Annotated in this window: 20 protein-coding genes; 7 read left to right on the forward strand and 13 right to left on the reverse strand. The window is 36.0% G+C overall.

Going from position 1 to position 19,475, the window contains the following annotated elements; translation table 11 throughout:
- Positions 1-20: 20 nt before the first annotated feature.
- On the reverse strand, positions 21-191 hold the full coding sequence (locus B0I22_RS16195; protein WP_166668248.1) for a hypothetical protein: 171 nt from the start codon (positions 189-191) through the stop codon (positions 21-23).
- A gap of 374 nt (positions 192-565) precedes the next feature.
- On the opposite strand from B0I22_RS16195, the gene B0I22_RS14655 reads away from it, so the two are divergent.
- Positions 566-1,465: a hypothetical protein gene (locus B0I22_RS14655; RefSeq protein WP_133946113.1), complete on the forward strand. Its 900-nt coding sequence runs from the start codon at positions 566-568 to the stop codon at positions 1,463-1,465.
- 18 nt (positions 1,466-1,483) lie between these two features.
- On the opposite strand, the gene B0I22_RS14660 is transcribed toward B0I22_RS14655, so the two are convergent.
- From B0I22_RS14660 to B0I22_RS14705, 10 genes are all read right to left on the reverse strand, one after another.
- A complete protein-coding gene (locus B0I22_RS14660) occupies positions 1,484-1,993 on the reverse strand; it encodes a hypothetical protein (protein ID WP_133946115.1) in 510 nt (169 codons plus the stop codon).
- Positions 1,994-2,202: 209 nt separating this feature from the next.
- Positions 2,203-3,966 carry an arginine--tRNA ligase gene (gene argS / locus B0I22_RS14665; protein WP_133946117.1) on the reverse strand — a complete coding sequence of 588 codons (1,764 nt, stop codon included), beginning with the start codon at positions 3,964-3,966 and terminating at the stop codon, positions 2,203-2,205.
- Positions 3,967-4,295: 329 nt separating this feature from the next.
- Positions 4,296-5,660 carry an MATE family efflux transporter gene (locus B0I22_RS14670; RefSeq protein ID WP_133946119.1) on the reverse strand — a complete coding sequence of 455 codons (1,365 nt, stop codon included), beginning with the start codon at positions 5,658-5,660 and terminating at the stop codon, positions 4,296-4,298.
- A 115-nt stretch (positions 5,661-5,775) separates the two neighbouring features.
- On the reverse strand, positions 5,776-6,960 hold the full coding sequence (locus B0I22_RS14675) for a sigma-54-dependent transcriptional regulator (protein WP_133946121.1): 1,185 nt from the start codon (positions 6,958-6,960) through the stop codon (positions 5,776-5,778).
- A gap of 42 nt (positions 6,961-7,002) precedes the next feature.
- A complete protein-coding gene (locus tag B0I22_RS14680; RefSeq protein WP_133946123.1) occupies positions 7,003-7,716 on the reverse strand; it encodes a hypothetical protein in 714 nt (237 codons plus the stop codon).
- 37 nt (positions 7,717-7,753) lie between these two features.
- Positions 7,754-8,914, reverse strand: coding sequence for a M20/M25/M40 family metallo-hydrolase (locus B0I22_RS14685; protein WP_133946124.1), 1,161 nt, complete (start codon positions 8,912-8,914; stop codon positions 7,754-7,756).
- Positions 8,915-9,006: 92 nt separating this feature from the next.
- Positions 9,007-9,345 carry a hypothetical protein gene (locus B0I22_RS14690; protein WP_133946126.1) on the reverse strand — a complete coding sequence of 113 codons (339 nt, stop codon included), beginning with the start codon at positions 9,343-9,345 and terminating at the stop codon, positions 9,007-9,009.
- 179 nt (positions 9,346-9,524) lie between these two features.
- Complete coding sequence (locus B0I22_RS14695) at positions 9,525-10,379, reverse strand: nucleoside phosphorylase (RefSeq protein WP_133946128.1); 855 nt, start codon at positions 10,377-10,379, stop codon at positions 9,525-9,527.
- A 111-nt stretch (positions 10,380-10,490) separates the two neighbouring features.
- Positions 10,491-11,654, reverse strand: coding sequence for a BaiN/RdsA family NAD(P)/FAD-dependent oxidoreductase (locus B0I22_RS14700; RefSeq protein WP_166668249.1), 1,164 nt, complete (start codon positions 11,652-11,654; stop codon positions 10,491-10,493).
- A complete protein-coding gene (locus B0I22_RS14705) occupies positions 11,644-11,976 on the reverse strand; it encodes a translation initiation factor (protein ID WP_133946132.1) in 333 nt (110 codons plus the stop codon). The genes B0I22_RS14700 and B0I22_RS14705 overlap by 11 nt, the downstream gene beginning before the upstream one ends.
- A gap of 245 nt (positions 11,977-12,221) precedes the next feature.
- Between B0I22_RS14705 and B0I22_RS14710 the strand changes: the two genes are divergently transcribed.
- The 6 genes from B0I22_RS14710 (at position 12,222) to B0I22_RS14735 (ending at position 18,227) form a co-directional block, all read left to right on the forward strand.
- Entirely contained in the window at positions 12,222-12,998 is a 777-nt protein-coding gene (locus B0I22_RS14710; protein WP_133946134.1) for a hypothetical protein, read from the forward strand.
- A 136-nt stretch (positions 12,999-13,134) separates the two neighbouring features.
- Positions 13,135-14,661 carry a 2,3-bisphosphoglycerate-independent phosphoglycerate mutase gene (gpmI, locus tag B0I22_RS14715; protein WP_133946136.1) on the forward strand — a complete coding sequence of 509 codons (1,527 nt, stop codon included), beginning with the start codon at positions 13,135-13,137 and terminating at the stop codon, positions 14,659-14,661.
- A 336-nt stretch (positions 14,662-14,997) separates the two neighbouring features.
- Positions 14,998-15,975 carry an acyl-ACP desaturase gene (locus tag B0I22_RS14720; RefSeq protein ID WP_133946137.1) on the forward strand — a complete coding sequence of 326 codons (978 nt, stop codon included), beginning with the start codon at positions 14,998-15,000 and terminating at the stop codon, positions 15,973-15,975.
- 150 nt (positions 15,976-16,125) lie between these two features.
- Positions 16,126-16,557, forward strand: a complete 432-nt coding sequence (locus B0I22_RS14725) for a BT0820 family HAD-type phosphatase (protein WP_133946587.1) — start codon at positions 16,126-16,128, stop codon at positions 16,555-16,557.
- A gap of 92 nt (positions 16,558-16,649) precedes the next feature.
- Complete coding sequence (gene map / locus B0I22_RS14730) at positions 16,650-17,459, forward strand: type I methionyl aminopeptidase (RefSeq protein WP_133946139.1); 810 nt, start codon at positions 16,650-16,652, stop codon at positions 17,457-17,459.
- Between the two features lie 3 nt (positions 17,460-17,462).
- The gene (locus B0I22_RS14735) at positions 17,463-18,227 is read left to right on the forward strand and encodes a class I SAM-dependent methyltransferase (RefSeq protein ID WP_133946141.1); all 765 of its coding nucleotides are present in this window, start codon (positions 17,463-17,465) and stop codon (positions 18,225-18,227) included.
- Between the two features lie 3 nt (positions 18,228-18,230).
- On the opposite strand, the gene B0I22_RS14740 is transcribed toward B0I22_RS14735, so the two are convergent.
- Positions 18,231-18,782, reverse strand: a complete 552-nt coding sequence (locus B0I22_RS14740) for a hypothetical protein (RefSeq protein ID WP_133946142.1) — start codon at positions 18,780-18,782, stop codon at positions 18,231-18,233.
- 12 nt (positions 18,783-18,794) lie between these two features.
- Positions 18,795-19,364: a hypothetical protein gene (locus B0I22_RS14745; RefSeq protein WP_133946144.1), complete on the reverse strand. Its 570-nt coding sequence runs from the start codon at positions 19,362-19,364 to the stop codon at positions 18,795-18,797.
- Between the last annotated feature and the right edge of the window lie 111 nt (positions 19,365-19,475).

Here is a 19,475-nt window from a genome sequence, read left to right on the forward strand (position 1 = left end):
TTTCGCTTATCATTAATGGTTTATTTTCTTGGTGGAACTTGTCCGTCATCACCGCCAGTTCCTCCAGGATTGGGATTAGGTTGTGGAGCTGATGATGTAGTTGTTGTACTTCCATCATTTCCAGAGTTTGAAGTGTTATTTGAGTTAGGATTCGAAATCAATCCCAATAAGATTAAAATTAAGTTTAACATAGTTGTAAAAATTTAAAAAATTGACATTCGTGTTCTTTCCCGCAAAGCTGATTGCGAGCAGTAGACACAGATTGAAAAAGAAGCGCTTCTTAAATTTTTGGGAAGTCAACCTTCAAAAACGGAAGAGAAATTTCTGCTTCCCAAGCCAGAGATTTTCCTCCGTCTTATCGGGTTGTTTTTTGGAGATCAGTTTTGTAACTTTGTGTTTGTAAAGTTTTGTTTATCACTGATTTCTGAGGCAAAGATGCAGAGGAAATGAAAGCAGATGTTAGACAATTCTTGGACACGGATGGACAGCTAGGAATATGGATTACGGATTTCCGTAAAATTGAGTGTCAGAAAATCATCAATTTTACAAGAACTAAAAACTAACTATGTCCAAAAAATTACTAATTCGTGAGATTTTTGAAAAAGGAAAAAAAGAATCGGGGAGAGATAGCAAAAGTGGAATAGCGCTTTATCTCAGCCTTTACTTTTATGATGAATGGAAATTTGAAATATCAGAAAGAACTTTTGTAAGATATTATGATTCATTTCTGATAGATAATGAAGATAAAAATATTGATTCGCAAACGCTGGATAAACTCAGTCAATATCTGGAATTTAAAGATTACAAAGACTTCTGCAACACAGCGACTTTGACGAAAGAAAACCCGGATTCGTCTTTTACAAGTGTGAAAGTTAGCATTGATGATGATTCCGATTCAGATAAAAAGCATCCAAATATTACAGTTAACATCACGACCAATCCTATTCTAAAACTGCAAGAATTTTTCGCAAAGCAAAGCGGTTTTGGAATTATTGGAATATTGATTTTCGGTGGATTTCTGACGAATAATTATTTGAAAAAAGAAGAAACTCCGGTTGCTAAATTTGCAGAGATAAAAGATTCTATTGTAAGTGATGACAATGTTCCCAAAGAGAATTCAAATGCTTCAGAGATAAAAATTATTCCAATTGAAGTAATTGTGAACAAAGAAGAAGATAAGGAGGAAAAAATGCAATGTATGTTTTGGACTGGGAAAGAATATATGCCGGCGCATTGCAGTGAAACGCCAAATGGTTTGATTGCTCTTGATATGAAATTGGTCAATAATTTCAAAAAAATCACAACGCCAGACACGATTACTTCAATTAAAAACATTTGGTATTCCAAACATCAAAATGTGGTGGAATTTTTCACCGCGGATGGGGTAAATCCCGAAAATGGAAAAGCATTGCAAAAATTATCAGAACACATGTTTGATAAATATATCAGAAAGAATGGAGAATAATTAGAGTAAAAATGAGTTTTATTTTTTATAAAATGTTTCACTGGAGTCTTTCAAATCTTTACGACCAGTCCAAAAATTTCTGATAACTAATTTGTTACCGTCATAAAATTCAACTTTACGTATCCAAACAGGAGGTGCACAATCATCATCTTCCGATTGGTTAAAAATTGTGACAAACGTATTTCCATCAATCCATTTCAGTCTCATAGAATGGGGATCCATCGGGAACATTTCGTTCGTCCAAGTGATGGTATTCGAATCAATAAATTCGAATCCTGCATAGTCTGCACCAGCCAGAATATATTTTCCTTTTAATGTTTTTGAAAAATTCTGCTCTGTTTGAGTTGAACTGCTCATTTGCTTTTGGTTCGTACTACTATCGATATTTTTCTTTTGAATGCTATCATTAGTCGTGCTCACAATTTTCATTTCGGATTTTTTTTCCTTATAGATCTTCGCACCTGCAAATCCTAAACAAAGACAGACAAGGCATAAAATAATGATCAATAAGATTTGCTTGGCTTTCATAATATTCTTTTTTAATAAATTTCATTCGAATGAATACGATAAATTCAGAAGAACTAAGTTAACTGAAAAATTAATAATCTAAATTGAATAAAATTAAAAATGCGTCAAACTCAATTATTCCAAGTCACAAAAAAACTCCGCCAAAGCAGAGTTTTAATATTATTTTCAAATCGAAAGCCAATCGCCAAAAGCAATCCACCATCAGCCAATTACATTCTATTCACTACATTGATTCCCAACATCGTCAAAGCTTTCTTAATCGTCTTCCCAACCAAATCAGAAACCTGAAGACGGAACTGTTTCGCATCCAGATCTTCCTGTTTTACAATCGGATTATTCTGATAAAATGAATTGTAAGATTTCACCAATTCATAAACGTAATTCGCTACCAAAGCTGGACTTAGAGATTCCGCAGAACGAGAAACAACTTCTTTAAATTCAGCCAAAAGCATAATCACTTCTTTTTCGCTTTCATTCGGAACGTAAGCGCCAGAATTTCCTTTTCCAGCATATTCAGCCTTAGTCAAAAGCGACTGGATTCTCGCGTAAGTATATTGAATAAATGGCCCCGTATTTCCATTAAAATCAATACTTTCCGCAGGATTGAAGAGCATTTTCTTTCTCGGGTCCACTTTCAAAATGAAATATTTCAAAGCACCCAGTCCAACCGTTTCGTAAGATTTAACTTTATCTTCGTCAGAAAGCGTTTCCAATTTCCCCAATTCCTCAGATTTTTCTTTCGCAGTGGAGATCATTTCTTCAACCAATTCGTCCGCATCAACCACGGTTCCTTCTCGGGATTTCATTTTTCCTTCGGGCAATTCCACCATTCCGTAAGACAAATGGTAAAGCTGATCTGCCCATTCGTAACCTAATTTTTTCAAGATTTTGAATAAAACCTGGAAGTGATAATCTTGCTCATTTCCAACTGTATAGATCAATTTCTGAATATCATTTTCCTTAAATCGCTCCACCGCAGTTCCAAGATCTTGTGTCATATAAACCGAAGTTCCGTCCGAACGCAAAAGTAGTTTCTGATCCAAACCTTCATCCGTCAAATCGCACCAGATAGAACCGTCGTCTTTTTTGTAAAGAATCCCGCTGTCAAGCCCTTTTTGAATCAAATCTTTCCCAAGAATATAAGTATTACTTTCATACTGAACTTGGTCAAAATTAACGCCCAATCGGGAATATGTTTCATTGAAACCAGCATAGACCCATTCGTTCATCATCGCCCAAAGTTTTCGAACTTCCGGATCGTTATTTTCCCATTTCAAAAGCATTTCCTGAGCTTGGATGATGCTTGGAGCCTGCTTTTTCGCCGTTTCCTCATCTATGCCGTCCGCGACCATTGCTTTGATCTCGGATTTGTATAGCTTATCGAATTCCACGTAGTAATTTCCGACCAATTTATCGCCTTTCAGACCAGTAGATTCAGGTGTTTCGCCGTTCCCAAATTTCTCCCAAGCCAACATCGATTTGCAGATGTGAATCCCACGGTCGTTGATGATCTGAGATTTAATTACATTGTAACCATCAGCTTTCAAAATCTCAGCAACAGAATAACCTAAAAGATTATTTCTAACGTGTCCAAGGTGCAAAGGTTTGTTGGTGTTTGGCGAAGAATATTCCACCATTACTGTAGAATTTTTCGGCGTTACGTTGTCAAAATCATCCTGAAGTTCGGACAATTGATTCGCAAAAACCACGTCTTTCAATTTAAGATTAAGAAAACCTTTCACGATGTTGAAGCTTTCGATAAAATCGATTTCATTTTTGATAGCTTCTCCAAGTTCGTTTCCAATAGCATCCGGACTTTTCTTAGCCAGTTTTACCAATGGAAAAATAACGATAGTAAAATCACCTTCGAACTCTGTTTTATTTTTTTGAACATCCAGATTCACACCTTCCACATTGTAAAGTTTCGGGATGATCTCGGATATTTTTGATTGTATATGTTGTATGATATTCATTTCAGAATTTTGTGTTGCAAATTTAAAAATTTAAAATAGCTTTTTGAAGCAAAGTCGCAAATTATATAATTGAGATTATTTGGGCAGCTATTTCCGCCTTCCACTCCCAATCTTTTTTGCAGACGATTTCAGTTTAAATAGAACTTTAGTCCACGCAAAAAAGGATTTCCGTTCAAGTCGGGCTGCAGATTCGGTTTCCTAATCTCGTTTTGTCTCTAAAAGTTTGTGTCAGTGTCAGTCTGAGCGGAGTCGAAGACTTATTCCCGATTCCAACTTGGCGACTTGTAAACATATCAATAGGAAAAAAATTGCGCCTTTGCAATAAAGTATTAGCTGATTACAGCCAAAGCTTTCCTCTTACTCAATCTCAAAAACCTGATGACCAAAAGAATCGCAGAGATCGTCAAACCAATTCCCAAAGCGATCCACATCCCAAATGCGCCCATTTTCATCGTTACACAAAGGAAATATCCAACCGGAATCGTGAAAACCCAATATGCCAAAAATGTAATTACACTCGGTATTTTTACATCCTGAATTCCTCTCAAGCAACCTAAAGCAGTAACCTGAATTCCATCAGACAACTGGAAAAGTGCTGCAATAATCATTAGTTTTGAGGCCAATTCGATTACCAAAACATCACTTTCTTTCGTGAAGAAATGCGGCAAAACATTTCGGAAGAGAATGAACATAACGCCACAGAATCCCATATAAATTAGAGTTAATTTAAAATTATTAATTCCGATTTTTCTTAATCCAACAAAATCATTCACACCCATTTTGTTTCCAATCATCACGGTCGAAGCGACGCTGAATCCAATACAAAGATTGAAGGTAAATGACGCCATCGACAAAGCAATCTGATGCGACGCAATATCTTGAGAACTTACTAATCCACAAATGAAAGCGGCTGCCGCAAAAGCCGTTACCTCAAAGAACATTTGTAAAGCCGTTGGCAATCCAAGTTTGAACATTTTACTGAACATTTCTCTGCTGAATTCTGCAATTTTTAAAGAGAATTCTTTGATGTAGCGTCTTGTTTTTGGCTCTTTTACTAAGACATAATATAGAAAAACCACCATAAAAATTCTGGCAATCAATGTTGCCAAAGCAGATCCTTCAACGCCCATTTCTGGGAATCCAAACATTCCTTTGATGAATACATAATTCAAAATGATGTTTATCACATTCGCAATAATTGTTGCTTTTGTTACACCAATCGTAAATGACAAACCTTCCGAAACTTCTCTCAAAGTCTGGAACATCATAAATGGAATCATCGTAAATGCCATAATGCTTAAGAAAGCAATCGTGTCCGGGATAATTTCCGCTGGTTGATCCATGTGATAAATCAAAGGAAGTGCAGCCAATAAAATAATCATCAGCAAAATCCCTATTCCCAAATTGATGACAAATCCGTGTCTGAAAACTGAATTAATTGTATCGTGTTTTCCTTGTGAATTAGCCTCGGAAACCAAAGGTGGAATCGCGAAAGAAAATCCCAATGCCAAAACGAAGATGGAAAAGAATAAGGCATTTCCCAAAGACACAGAAGCCAAAGCCTGCGCGCCCAAAAGTTTCCCAACGATGATATTATCGAAAAGGTTTACGGACACTTGTCCGACTTGTGTCAACATCACAGGAAGTGCCAGTTTCAACCCTTGCTGTGTGTATTGTTTATCTAAAAATTTCATTTTTTTAAATGGTGTTTATTATTGTCAAATGAAAAATAATAATTGGTGATTTTTCATTTTTATTCAAAAAAAAACCGCAGAATAAACTGCGGTTAAATATAATATTTAATTTAGTTTATTTCTTTACAAAACTCGCAACGTCATCAGCAGTCACAGGATCAGCTCCAAGAATAATCAAACGCTCCACAACATTCCTTAGTTCACGGATGTTTCCAGTCCAGTCATATTGCTGCAAAGCTTTGATGGATTTATCATCAAATTTCTTTGGCGCAGAACCATTTTCTGAAGCAATTAAATTGGTAAAATGCTCTACCAACAATGGAATATCTTCTGCTCTGTCATTAAGAGACGGCACGCTGATTTCGATCACGGAAAGCCTGTGATACAAATCCTCACGGAATTTTCCTTGCTCAATTTCTTTAGCCAAATTTTTGTTGGTTGCAGCGATGACACGAACGTCAACTTTGATTTCTTTGTCGCTTCCCACAGGAGAAACTTTGCTCTCTTGCAATGCCCTAAGCACTTTTGCCTGAGCAACCAAACTCATATCACCAATCTCGTCCAAGAAAATTGTTCCGCCAGTTGCCTGCTCGAATTTCCCTGATTTGTCTTTGATTGCGCCAGTGAAAGAACCTTTCACGTGACCGAATAATTCGCTTTCTATCAATTCTGATGGAATCGCAGCACAGTTTACTTCTACCATTGGGCCACGTGAACGTTCGCTTTGGGAATGGATGGCGTGTGCTACCAATTCTTTACCAGCACCGTTGGGTCCTGTGATAAGAACTCTAGCGTCAGAAACTGCCACTTTTTCTATGATTTCCTGAATCTTCTTAAGCGCAGGCGATTGCCCAACCATTTGGTATTTCTTATTCACTTTTTTCTTCAGCTGGGAGTTTTCCTGCTTCAGATTGGTGTTTGCTTTCAGGAGATTACCTTTGTCTAATGCATTTTTGACGCTGGTAATCAATCTGTTGATGTCGATCGGTTTTGAGATGAAATCATAAGCGCCTTCTCTCAAACAGCCGACTGCAGTGTCTATGTCTGCGTGCCCGGAGATCATCACAAAAGTGGTTTCAGGTTTTAGCTGAAGGCTTTGTTTCAGAAGTTCGGTTCCGGAGATTTTTGGCATTTTGATGTCAGAAATCACCAAAGCAAAATCTTCTTTTTCTATGAATTTGAAACCTTCAAGACCATCTTCGGCTATTTCGAATTGGTAATCAGGAAGTTCGTCCGATAAAATACTGTGTAGAACGCCGGAAATTGCTTTTTCGTCTTCTACTATTAAGATTTTCTGCATAACGGCAAAGATACAAATTTTAAAATTCGTAAAGTGAAATTATTATGATTGTTTATTCGCGAAAATGAAAATACGATTTACAAATTCTAATTTGATATTTTTTAGAATTCTATGTTTTCTTGAAAACCAATTTCCATTTTGAGATTTTTTCCAAATTTTCCAATGATTATCAGATAGTTTAAAAGGTAAATTAGTTTTTAATTCATTAATATATTCTTTTTCAAATTTGTTGATTTCTTCAAAAGGAAAAGCAAACCAAGTAGAAATGGTTGATTTTTTCGAAATTCTCAAATAAATCTGTGAGTTTTTATTTCTAAAATCTATTTCTGGGATTAAGTTTTGATTTGGAAAGGTAATGTTTGTTTTGTTATTCTTAAAGTGGAAATTCCATTTGAAGTTTAAAGATATTGGACCGAAAGGATTATTTGGTAATTGATTATTTAACTCAAGAATTTCAAATCCTTTTTGAAATTTTTTTTGAGATAAATTCCAAGTCCAAGATTTTAACAAACCATCATTTAAATATTTTGGAAGTCCAAATTTCAGAATTAATTTAAATAAAAGTTTGAATGTAGAATATGTTTTTTCTTTTGATTCATATAAAGAGACTTCAATTTGGTTTAATTTTACATCCGAAGCAAAATTTTTCAAAAAGAATGAAATTTCATTATAGATTTCTTTTGAATCTTTTTTATTTAATTTATGTGCACCACCTGATTTTATAGGCAAACCTTCGTACGAGATGAAAGTGTTCATAATTGTCAGGTAGATTATGTTTTGAATAAAGAATTAATTAATCGATAATAATTTTCTTTGTGATGGTTTGGTCTTCTACTATGAAAGTTCCGAGGTAAATTCCTTTCGGAAGTTTGGAAACATCAATCCTTGTTTGATTTTGGGTTTCACTCACGGTCTTTCCTTCCAGACTTGTAATCGTAAAACTAAATTTTTGATTTTTGCTGTTTTGAAAGTCTAATTGAATGTAATCTTTTGCGGGATTTGGAGATACTGTGAAACTTGAGATAGCTTCTTTTGCATTGTCAACACTCAAATTCTGGGTGGCAACTGCAAAATGCTGAACTGCGCCTGTTGTAGCTTTCGCAATGTTGTAGATGTAAACGGGATCGAGATTGATGTATTTGTCATTCGCGGTGTGGGCGTGAGGCGTTTCGTTGTACTCGAACAAGCCTGTGATGATTTCGCCGTTGCTTTGGAAAGGCATATAATCTGAAGAATAGGCATGGCTAAGATTGGTCTTGAGCGGAGAATAAAGCTTCACACAATTGATTAATTGTTGTGTGAAAGTGTTTGATGCGGTGTTGTTTGTGCTTGGATTGGGAGATTCGTCTCGTTCGCAAGTGACGGTGTCATTGGTTTGTCCTTTGATTCCGCCAACTTCATCGATGTTTAGAACCAATCGGATGTTCATTTTTGGGCTGGTGGCATTCACGACATTGTTTACATAATGAGATGAACCAATCAAGCCTTGTTCCTCGCCAGAGAAATTGATGAATTTGATAGAATATTCTGTGTTGATGTTTTTCAAAAGTCGCGCTACTTCCAAGATGACGGAAACGCCACTTCCGTTGTCGTTGGTTCCGGGGCCATTGATGGTGTCGTAATGTCCGCAGATGATGACGAAGATGTTTGGATATTTGGAGCCTTGTTTTGTGACGATGATGTTGGAAGACGACTGTCCGCCGTAAGTGAAATTATCTTTTGTGATTTGATTTTCCAAATATCCAAAAGATAGATACTTATTTTTCAACCAATTGTAAGCATTGTTGTTGGCTGTGGAACCTGTTGTCTTGACGCCCAAATCTTCGAATTCTAACAAATTATTATTGATGTTGGTTTGAGAAACCAGATTGCTGACATTCGCATAATCTTGATTGAAAGTTTGAGAATTTGCAAAGAATCCTGAAAATATAACGGCGAAAAGTAAGTTTTTCATTATGAATAAAATAGGACGCAAATATAAATAAAAAGGAGAAGACTTGATAACTGTCTTCTCCTTTCGTTTGAAAAACTATTACTAACTTAAAACTAATTCGTTGCTTTTCTGACTTCTGCTTTTACATCTTCGCTAGCATCCTTGGTTTTTTCCCAAGCGTCAGAAGCGGTATCTTTTGTGCTTTCCCAAGCTTTCTCTGCAAAGTCTTTGGTGTCTTCCCAAGTTTCTTTTGCATTTGCTTTTAGGTTTTCAAAGAATCCTTCTTTTGTAGATTCCTGATTGGTTCTTTTTTGTTCGTCAATGTAATTTCTTGCTCTGTCTGCATATTCATTGACTTTGTTTTTAGCATTTTCTGCTGCGTTTTCTAATGAGTTTTCAGTTCTGTCAACTGCTCTTTCTGCGTCATTATATTTTTCGTCTTGCGTACTCATAATATTTTGTTTTTGTGATTAGTATTGAAAAATTTGATTTGATACTCATCAATTATTCAATTAGAATGCCGAGAAATCTTAATGAACGTTAAAGTAATTATAAATAAAACCAAACACGAAAAAAGCAACACTCATTTCTGAATGTTGCTTCTCATATCTAAAGTCTAAGCTCTAATGTCTTATTTAATGATTCTCTCAAGAACCCACTCAATCATCATTTTTTCTGATGCGTGGTGGTCGCTTGCAAATTCGCCACGTCTTCTGTTGGCGATGACGCAGTTTACAGTAAGTGCTTTGTGGCCTAATAGTTTTGATAAACCATAGATTGCGGAAGTTTCCATTTCAAAGTTGGAAACGCCAAGGTCATTCAACGTTTCAAGGAATTGGTCATCCAAAGCTTTCAATCTCAACTGACGACCCTGAGGTGCGTAGAAACCTGGGAAAGTTGCTGTGTTCCCTCTGTATTTTGCATCAGCATAATAATCCGAAATATCCTTTGCCCAATCTGAAAAATACAACATTGGTTTGATGTTAGCATAAGGAAATTTCTCCAAGAAATTTTTACTGAATTCATTCTCAAATTGATAATCTTGATAGAAATGCAAAAGTCCGTCCAGACCAACTACATTTTCTGTCACCAACATATTATTAACCTCGATGTCCGGATTTACACTTCCGCAAGTTCCCAAACGGAAAAGTTCCAAAGCTTTATGGTCGGTTTTGAATTCCTTAGCTTTCAAATCGATATTCACCAAAGCATCCAGCTCGTTCATCACAATATCGATGTTCTCTGTCCCGATTCCCGTTGACATTACGGTGATTCTTTCACCACGCAAAGTTCCCGTGTGCGTGTAGAATTCTCTTTTATTTTTTTTAACGTCAATCGTATCAAAGTATTTTGAAACTTTCGGAACTCTGTCCGGATCGCCCACCAAGATTACTTTTTCGGCAAGGTCTTCGGGTAGAAGGTTAAGGTGATAAACACTTCCGTCGTCGTTTAGAACCAGTTCGGAATCTGCTAATTTGTTAATCATATTTATAATTTATTTATTTGAATATTTTGAAAATAAAAAGGTCTTAAAGTTAACAAAATTCTTCATCCGCAAAAGGATTGAGGCTTTTTAATTTTGAAAACATTTAAAATTCTAAGAATTTTCGATTTGATTGGCAATCCAATTTCCCGTGCTGAAACAAGCCTGCAAAAGATAACCGCCAGTTGGCGCTTCCCAATCTATCATTTCGCCAGCGCAGAAAACATTTGGGAATTTTTTCAATTCAAGTTTGTCATTCAATTCTGAAAATGAAACACCGCCAGAAGTTGAAATCACTTCATCAATCGGTCGATAACTGAGAACTTCTATCGGGAATTTCTTGATTAATTTTGAAAGAATTTCAATGTTGGTGTAGCTTTCTTTGTCTAATGTTTTCAGCAGATTGAGCGCAGTTGTCGAGAGTTTTAATTTCCGTTTTAAAACCTGACTTATCTTTTCAGTTCCGTTGAGTTGTCTTAAGATTTCTGCTTCTGAGAGATTTGGTTTTAAATCGATGTTGATGATTAATGGAAAATCGTGTTTTCTTGTGAATCGATTCAGGTAATAAATTGGACTTCCTTCGATGCCGTATTTTGTGAAAACAACTTCTCCAATTTTATCATTATTCTCAAATGAAACTTTGATGTTTTTAAGGTATTGACCTTGTAATTGATGGAATTTAAAATCTGTGTCATAACCGGAATTTGCAGATTCCAAAGGTGTGATTTCTATGTTTTTTGATTTTAAAATCTCAATCCATTTCGCATCAGAACCTGTCTTTTTCCAAGAGCCTCCGCCCATTGCTAAGATTAATTTTGAATATTCAATTTTAATTTCGTTCTCTTTATTTTTAAGAGTGACAGAATTCTCATCGAAATCAATAAAAGTATGTTCGTAATGAATTTTAACTCCAAGTTCTTCCAATCTATCCAGCCAAGCTTTCAAAACCTGAATTGGCTTGAAATTCTTCGTAGGAAAAATCTTCCCCGAACTTCCAACATAGGTCGCAACTCCCAAGTCAGAAAGCCAATCCACCACTTTTTTATTATCGAAATTTTTTACAATCTCCCGAATTTCTGGCGCGTCATATTTTTCGATAAAACTTTCTAATTCTTCACTGTGCGTTAGATTGAAACCACCATTTCCTGCCACCAGAAATTTTCTTCCGGGAGCTTTATTTTGTTCAAATATTTGAACTTTGAAACCTTTTTTCGCAAGGATTTGTGATGCCATCAATCCTGCAGGACCAGCGCCAATGATGACAATGTTATCCTCCAACACGTTTGGTTTTGTAGCCCATTTCTTTTAGGATGGTCATTATTTTATCGCGGTTGTCACCTTGGATGATGATGACGCCGTCTTTTTCCGAGCCACCGATGCCGAGTTTTGTTTTGATTTTTTTAGAGATCTCTTTCAAACTTTCGTCATCGCCTTCCCAGCCCTCTATGATGGTGACTGGTTTCCCGTTTCTGCCTTTCTTCTCGAATTTGCAAACGAGCGGTTCTTTCTGTTTGAAATTTTCTTTTTCTTCGTCAGGCATTTCAAAATCCTGCTCATCGTGTTGTGGAAAAAGGTTTTTCAGTTGGTCTCTCAAGTCCATTTTATCAATTTAAATAAGGGTTTTAAAGGTAGTGATATTTATTATTCTGGAAAAGATGTGGTGGGGGGGGTGTTGTGGTTTTTATTTTGAGAATTAAATGTGAGGAGTTTTTATATTGCTTGTTGAGCAAAAAAATACTTACAAATTTTATACTTATATTTGGTTTTTTACTTCTTAATTTTACTAAAGTAGAGCTTATTACAAATTGAATTTTAGTTACTTAATTTAAAAAGAAATCTAACAAAGTGAAACCTCAAGACTTAATTGACGAAATTTTAGAACAATTTTATAATGGGATTGGTATTAAATATAAACATCAAAAAGATGAATCTATAAGTTTGTCAAGATACTTTAATTTTCGATTAAAATTAATCGCCGTAAGACCAAGAAATGTCTATGTTTCTAAAGAATCTTTACCAAATATTTATTTTTCTGAAAATAGAGAAAGCATTTTTCTTTTACTTGAAAAATTAAGAAATGGAATTGATGTTAATCCTTTTCAAAGCAAACAATTTTTCAATTCAGATTATCACGATATGATGTTCAACGATTGGGCAATTCATCATTTACATTTAAATCATACAAAAAAGAATTCAACGGATTACTTTAATATTAGAACGGGAGAACTTTTATTTGTGAAAATATCTGAAGATACGGCATATGTTTTAGATTTAAAGAAGCATAATGACAAAAACGTTTGGAGTAATAAAGATATTATTCGAATAATCAGAAATAATTGGAATTATCTTATAGAACCTTATGAAGTTGGAGGAGGGCAATGGTATCCAAATTTAAACGATGAAGAAATAGGAATTATGCGAAATAAGGGATTTTCATTTTCAATTAATGTAGATGATAAAACATATCTTATGATTGGTCACGGATATTCAGTTTCTGGAGATAATGGAACGGCAGTAGAATTAGCAAATGAGATTTATAGATGGATAGGGAAAAATATAGATTTATTTGATAGTGATATCAAAAAATTTAAAATTCTTTTAAAAAAGCAAATGCAATTGTAAGCTAAGACTATATTTAATATTAAGTTATTGTGGCCTCAAACTTTGCTTTTTTAAGCATCTCAAAAAAAACACCCACCAAAATTCCCCCATTCCCCATTCCATTTCGTAAATTTGTAGTAACAAAACAAAATTAAAAATGTCAAAAAAAGCAATACTAGCCATATTAGACGGCTGGGGAATCGGTCTTAATGACGAAGTTTCCGCTCTCAAACAAGCCAAAACGCCTTTTATAGATTACGCCCTTCAAACTTTTCCAAGCACAACCCTCGAAGCAAGTGGTTTGGCAGTTGGTCTTCCCGCCGGACAAATGGGAAATTCCGAAGTTGGACATATGAATCTTGGCGCCGGTAGAGTCGTTTACCAAAATCTCGTAAGACTGAATATGGCGGTGGAAACTGGAAGTCTCGGCAGAGAAAACGTCATCCAAAACGCTTTCGAATATGCAAAGGCAAACAACAAAAAAGTACATTTCATAGGTTTAGTTTCCAATGGTGGTGTGCATTCTCACATCAATCACTTGAAAGGCTTATTGACAGCCGCTCACGAGTTTGGATTGGATAAAAATGTCTTCGTTCACGCTTTCACAGACGGTAGAGATTGTGACCCAAAATCCGGGAAAGGTTTTATTGAAGAGCTTTTGGCGCATATGAAATCTACAACCGGACAACTGGCGTCGCTCATCGGCCGTTATTACGCGATGGACAGAGATAGACGTTGGGAGCGCATGAAGTTGGCGTATGACCTGATGGTAAACGGTGTTGGAAAGGAAAGTAAAGATTTTGTACAATCGATTCAGGATTCTTATAATGAAGATGTGACGGATGAGTTTATCCAGCCAATTGTTGCAATTCAAAACCATTTCCCAATTGGTAAAATCGAAGACCACGATGTTGTGATTTCTTTCAATTTCCGGACTGACAGAGGCCGTGAGATCACAGAAGTTTTAACGCAACAAGACTTCCCAGAGTATGGAATGAAAAAGCTGGATTTATATTATGTTACTTTGACCAATTATGATAAATCTTTCCAAAATGTAAAAGTTGTTTTCGATGAGAATGTTCTACAAAAAACAATGGGCGAAGTGTTGGAATCTGCAGGCAAATCCCAAATCAGAATTGCTGAAACAGAAAAGTATCCGCACGTAACTTTCTTCTTCTCAGGCGGTCGCGAGGCAGAATTTGTTCAAGAAAGAAGATTGCTATGCCCAAGTCCAAAAGACGTTGCAACCTACGATTTGAAACCAGAAATGTCCGCTTACGACATCACAAACTCAATCGTTCCAGAATTGGAAAAAGGAACAGCAGATTTTGTGGTTCTCAACTTTGCAAATACAGATATGGTAGGTCACACAGGCGTTTTCTCCGCAGCGGTGAAGGCCGCAGAAGTGGTGGACGAGTGCATTCAAAAAGTGGCAACTACGGCTTACGACAATGGTTATGCGGTTTTCATCTTGGCAGATCACGGAAACTCAGATGTAATGATTAATCCGGATGGTTCTCCAAACACGCAACATTCCACAAACTTGGTTCCTCTCATCGTGATGGATAAAGACCACACTTGGAATCTGACACCAGGAAAATTGGGTGACGTCGCTCCAACGATTTTGAAAGTAATGGGCGTGGATATTCCGGAAGAAATGACTGGGAATATTATTGCAAATTAAGATTAAAACAATAAATTAAATAGAAAGTCGGTTTTTACAGCCGGCTTTTTTTATTAAAATTATTTGGGCAGCTTTTCCGCCTTCCGTTCCCAAACCTAACGAAGTGGTTCGATGAAGTCAATCTTTTTTGCAGACGATTTCCATTTCAATAGAACTTGAGATTACGCAAAAAAGGATTTCCACTCAAGTCGGGCTGCGAGAGATTCTATTATAAAATCAAACTTTATCCATTGTAACACAACAGCTTCATACTCAAAAACAATCACAAACTTCGGTAGTTCAATATCATTGGTATGATTTTGTTATATTTGAAACCATAAAATAATTTTCAGATTAATGCACGAAAAAGAGTTACAAATAGAGGTAATGAGATCGATGGAAAAGAATATGGACGAGTTTATCGCATCATATCTCACCCCGATCGAAAAAATATGGCAACCTTCGGATTTCCTTCCGGACAGTTCTAGCGACAATTTCAAATATGAAATCGAAGAACTTCAAACGTTTGCCAGAGAAATGCCTTATGATCTTTTTGTAACATTAATTGGCGATTGCATCACAGAAGAAGCGTTGCCAACTTACGAATCTTGGTTAATGAACCTAGACGGTGTAAATCAAGAAAAAAACACAGGCTGGACCAAATGGATCCGAGCTTGGACCGCAGAAGAAAACCGTCACGGTGATCTTCTCGGAAAATATCTTTATCTCTGTGGCCGCGTGAATATGCGCGAAATGGAGATCACAACTCAACATTTGATCAGCGACGGTTTCGATATCGGAACAAGTTCAGATCCTTACAAAAACTTCGTTTATACAAGTTTTCAGGAAACAGCAACCAATATTTCCCACAGAAGAGTAGGAACTTTGGCAAAGCAATCCGGGAACAAAAAATTAGCACAAATGTGTGGCGTCATCGCAGCAGATGAAGCAAGACACGCAAAAGCTTACAAGGATTTCTCAGCCAGAATTTTCGAAATGGATGCCAGCGGAATGATGCTCGCCTTCGAAGATATGATGAAAAGAAAAATTGTTATGCCAGCACATTTACTCAGAGAGTCTGGACAAAAAGCTGGTGAACTTTGGGAGCATTTTTCCGATGCAGCGCAGAGAGCAATGGTTTATACAGCTCAAGATTACATCAATATTCTTTCTGATCTCTTGGACGAATGGAAAATCGATCAAATGAAAAATTTGAACGACCAAGCCGAAAGAGCCAGAGATTATCTAATGAAGTTACCGGACAGATTGCAAAGAATCTCAGACAGAATCAAAACGCCGGAACTGCCTTACAGTTTCAAATGGGTGAAAAGTTAAAATATCAATGCGTCAAACAGACGCATTTTTTACGGGTTATAAGTTATCATCTTAAAAATTGCTCTGGATCCAATATCTAATTCTATCTTAAAAAAGGAATTTATATAATTCGTATATTTGCTCACTTATTTTCATAAAAAAACAGTAATGATAAAAAGTAATAAAAAACTAGCAATCGATTTTGATGGAACTATTGTAGATGACGCTTATCCGGGAATCGGGAAGGCAAAAACATTTGCATTCGAAACTTTAAAAAAACTTCAGGGAGAAGGTTACAGATTGATTCTTTGGACTTACCGTCACGGAAAATCTTTGGAAGATGCTGTGGAATTCTGCAGAAAAAACGGAATAGAATTTTATGCAGTGAATTCCAGTTTTGAAGGCGAAGTTTTCGATTCTGAAACTCAATCAAGAAAATTAGACGCCGACCTTTTCATCGATGACAGAAATCTTGGTGGATTCCCAGGTTGGGGAGAAATCTATCAAATCATCAACGAAAGAATAGAGTTCCAAGTAGCAGGAGGCGAAGTTCACGCTTACTCCAAAATGAAAAAGGAAAAGAAAAGAGGGCTTTTTTGGTAAGTCTTTTTGTACAAAGTAAAATGTAATTAAGTACAAAGTATCGCATTGAAAATACATTGTACATTTTACATCATACATTAATACAATTATAAATGATTCAACTCAAAACAATAGAGGAGCTTCGGTTGATGAAGCAAAGTGCAAGATTGGTTTCCCAGACTTTGGGAATGTTGGCGAAAGAAATTAAGCCGGGCGTTACAACCTTACATCTGGACAAATTAGCTTACGATTTTATCAAAGATCACGGTGCAGAACCAGCATTTTTAGGTTATGGCGGATTTCCTGCATCACTTTGTATTTCACCGAATGACCAAGTTGTTCACGGAATTCCTAATTCTGAACCTGTAAAAGAAGGGACAATTTTGTCCGTAGATTGCGGTGTTTTCTGGAATGGATTTGTGGGCGATCACGCTTACACTTTTGAAGTGGGTGAAGTTTCTGCCGAAGACAAAAAATTGTTGAAAGTTGCGAAAGAATCACTTTATAAGGGAATTGAGCAATGTGTGAGAGGAAAACGTGTTGGTGATATTTCCAACGCAATCCAAAAACACTGTGAGAAAGAAGGCTATGGCGTTGTCCGCGAATTGGTAGGACACGGCGTTGGTAGAAAAATGCACGAAGACCCACAGGTTCCAAACTACGGAAAACCGGGAAGCGGAAAAGTCCTGAAAGATGGAATAGCGCTTGCCATCGAGCCCATGATCAACCTTGGAACTGAGAAAGTGAAATTCCATAATGATGGTTGGACTGTAACTACGCTTGACAACAAAACATCCGCACATTTTGAACACGATGTTTGCATCATCAATGGAAAACCGGTTCTGCTTTCCACTTATGATTACATCTACGAAGCTTTGGGAATCAAGTCGGATGAGGAAAAATCGTTTCAGCTGGATTTTTAATTAATGAAAAAATTCACCAAATTTCTACTCAATAAAATCCCAAGACCAATGCTTATTAACTTAAGCATTTTTTTGCGTCCGTTGATTGTTCTCTTTTTCAAAGGCGATAATTTTACGGATCCGATTGATGGGAAATCATATCGCAAATTTTTACCTTACGGCTACGGAAAACAGCGTGCGAATGCCCTTTCACCAGGAACTTTGTCATTGGAAAGACATCGCCAAATGTGGCTTTATCTTCAAAACGAAACTGACTTTTTTACAGCGAAACTGAAAGTTCTTCATATCGCTCCAGAGCAAGAATTTTTGAGAAAGTTCAAGAAGATGAAGAATTTGGATTACACTTCAGCCGATCTTTTTTCACCGATTGTGGATGTGAAAGCTGATATTTTGGATTTGCCTTTTGAGGATAATACTTACGATGTCATCATTTGCAATCACGTTTTGGAACACATTATCGATGATAGAAAAGCGATTTCCGAACTTTATCGCGTAATGAAACCAAAAGGTTGGGGAATCGTGCAAGTTCCGATGAAAAATTCTCTTGAAACAACTTACGAAGATTTCACAATCACAGATCCGAAAGAACGTCAGAAACATTTTGGACAGTACGATCACGTTCGTTGGTATGGAATGGATTATTTTGATCGTTTGAGAAGCGTTGGCTTCGAGGCTGATGTCAATTTCTATTCTCAAAAATTCTCAGAAACGGAAATCAAAAGATTTGGCCTTAATAAGAATGAGATTCTTCCTGTCGTAAGGAAATAAAAACTATTGTTCTGTTAGGAATTTAGATTTATTGACATAATAATCTAAGATTGCCACGCCTAAATAATAGATTCCGCCAAACATCAGATTCATCTTGATTTCGTTGTCATCAAACAAAAAATAAGACAAAGAAAAGAGTAAAAGGAAAAACCATAACAATAATTTTCCTGCATAAACACTTGCAAATCTCACTGTCATTTCTTCATCTTTTATGGTTTGAGATTGAATCAAACATTGAATCAAAATCACCAAATAACCGCACAAAAGTTCTTCTTGCTCAAACAAATCGAACGTGTAGAAATACAAAACCGGACCAGACAAAACCAATCCAAAAATCACAAATTTGAGAAATATATTGGCATTGGCACCTTTCGAAAAAATCAGAATCGAGAAGATGAAAAGCGGATATACCAAGAAGACGGAATAGAGTGCGTATTTATAAATCAAATATTCGGGCGTTTCAAAGCCATTAGAAACCCAAAATAACCTGAAGTATAGAAACGACAGGTATAATGAGTTGAGGCTGAATATGATTGGAAGTTGTTGAGGTTTCATTTGCATCTAGATTTAATTAAGAATATCTTTTAAAAAGACTTCTGTACTATCTTTTGAGCTGTAGATTTCTTGTCCATTTCCGTTGGTGTCATAATATTTGAACGTCAAAATACTGTCGCCCATTTTTTCTGGCTCAAACCAATCATCATCGCTGGAAAGTCCGGATGTTTTTATTTTTTCAAACTCAAATTCTTTTTGGGCTAATATTCTTTTCAATTCTTGCGGACAAGTTTTGAAATGAAGCAAAATGGCATAATCAATTATTGGAGCTGTCTGGTCTTGATAATTCAAAATCTCGACACAATTAGTTTCTGGTTTTCCAAGTAAACTATCATAAATTTCCATCCCAGTTCTTGGTTTGCTCAATTCTGAAACCTCGTTATAAACCTTTTTTGTGATGTGATAAGTTTTCTTCGTAATTGTGAAAATCGCAATGGATCCAGCAATTATTGAAATAAATAAAATGACGATTGACGTGATTACCAAATTCTTTTTCTTTTTTAAAAGTCCAAGAATTAAAAATACCACGAAAAACATAAACGTGATTCCAGCAAATAAAAGTTCGAAAAAGACTTCTTTCATAGACAAAATTATTAAATGTAAATATAAGTGATATTGGTAATCAATTCTGTAATTCAGGTAAGTGGTTTGTGAAAATTAGAACATAGTTTTGTTGCGAGCAAATTTATCAAG

Source organism: Epilithonimonas xixisoli, assembly GCF_004365655.1.
Classification (GTDB): Bacteria; Bacteroidota; Bacteroidia; order Flavobacteriales; family Weeksellaceae; genus Epilithonimonas; species Epilithonimonas xixisoli.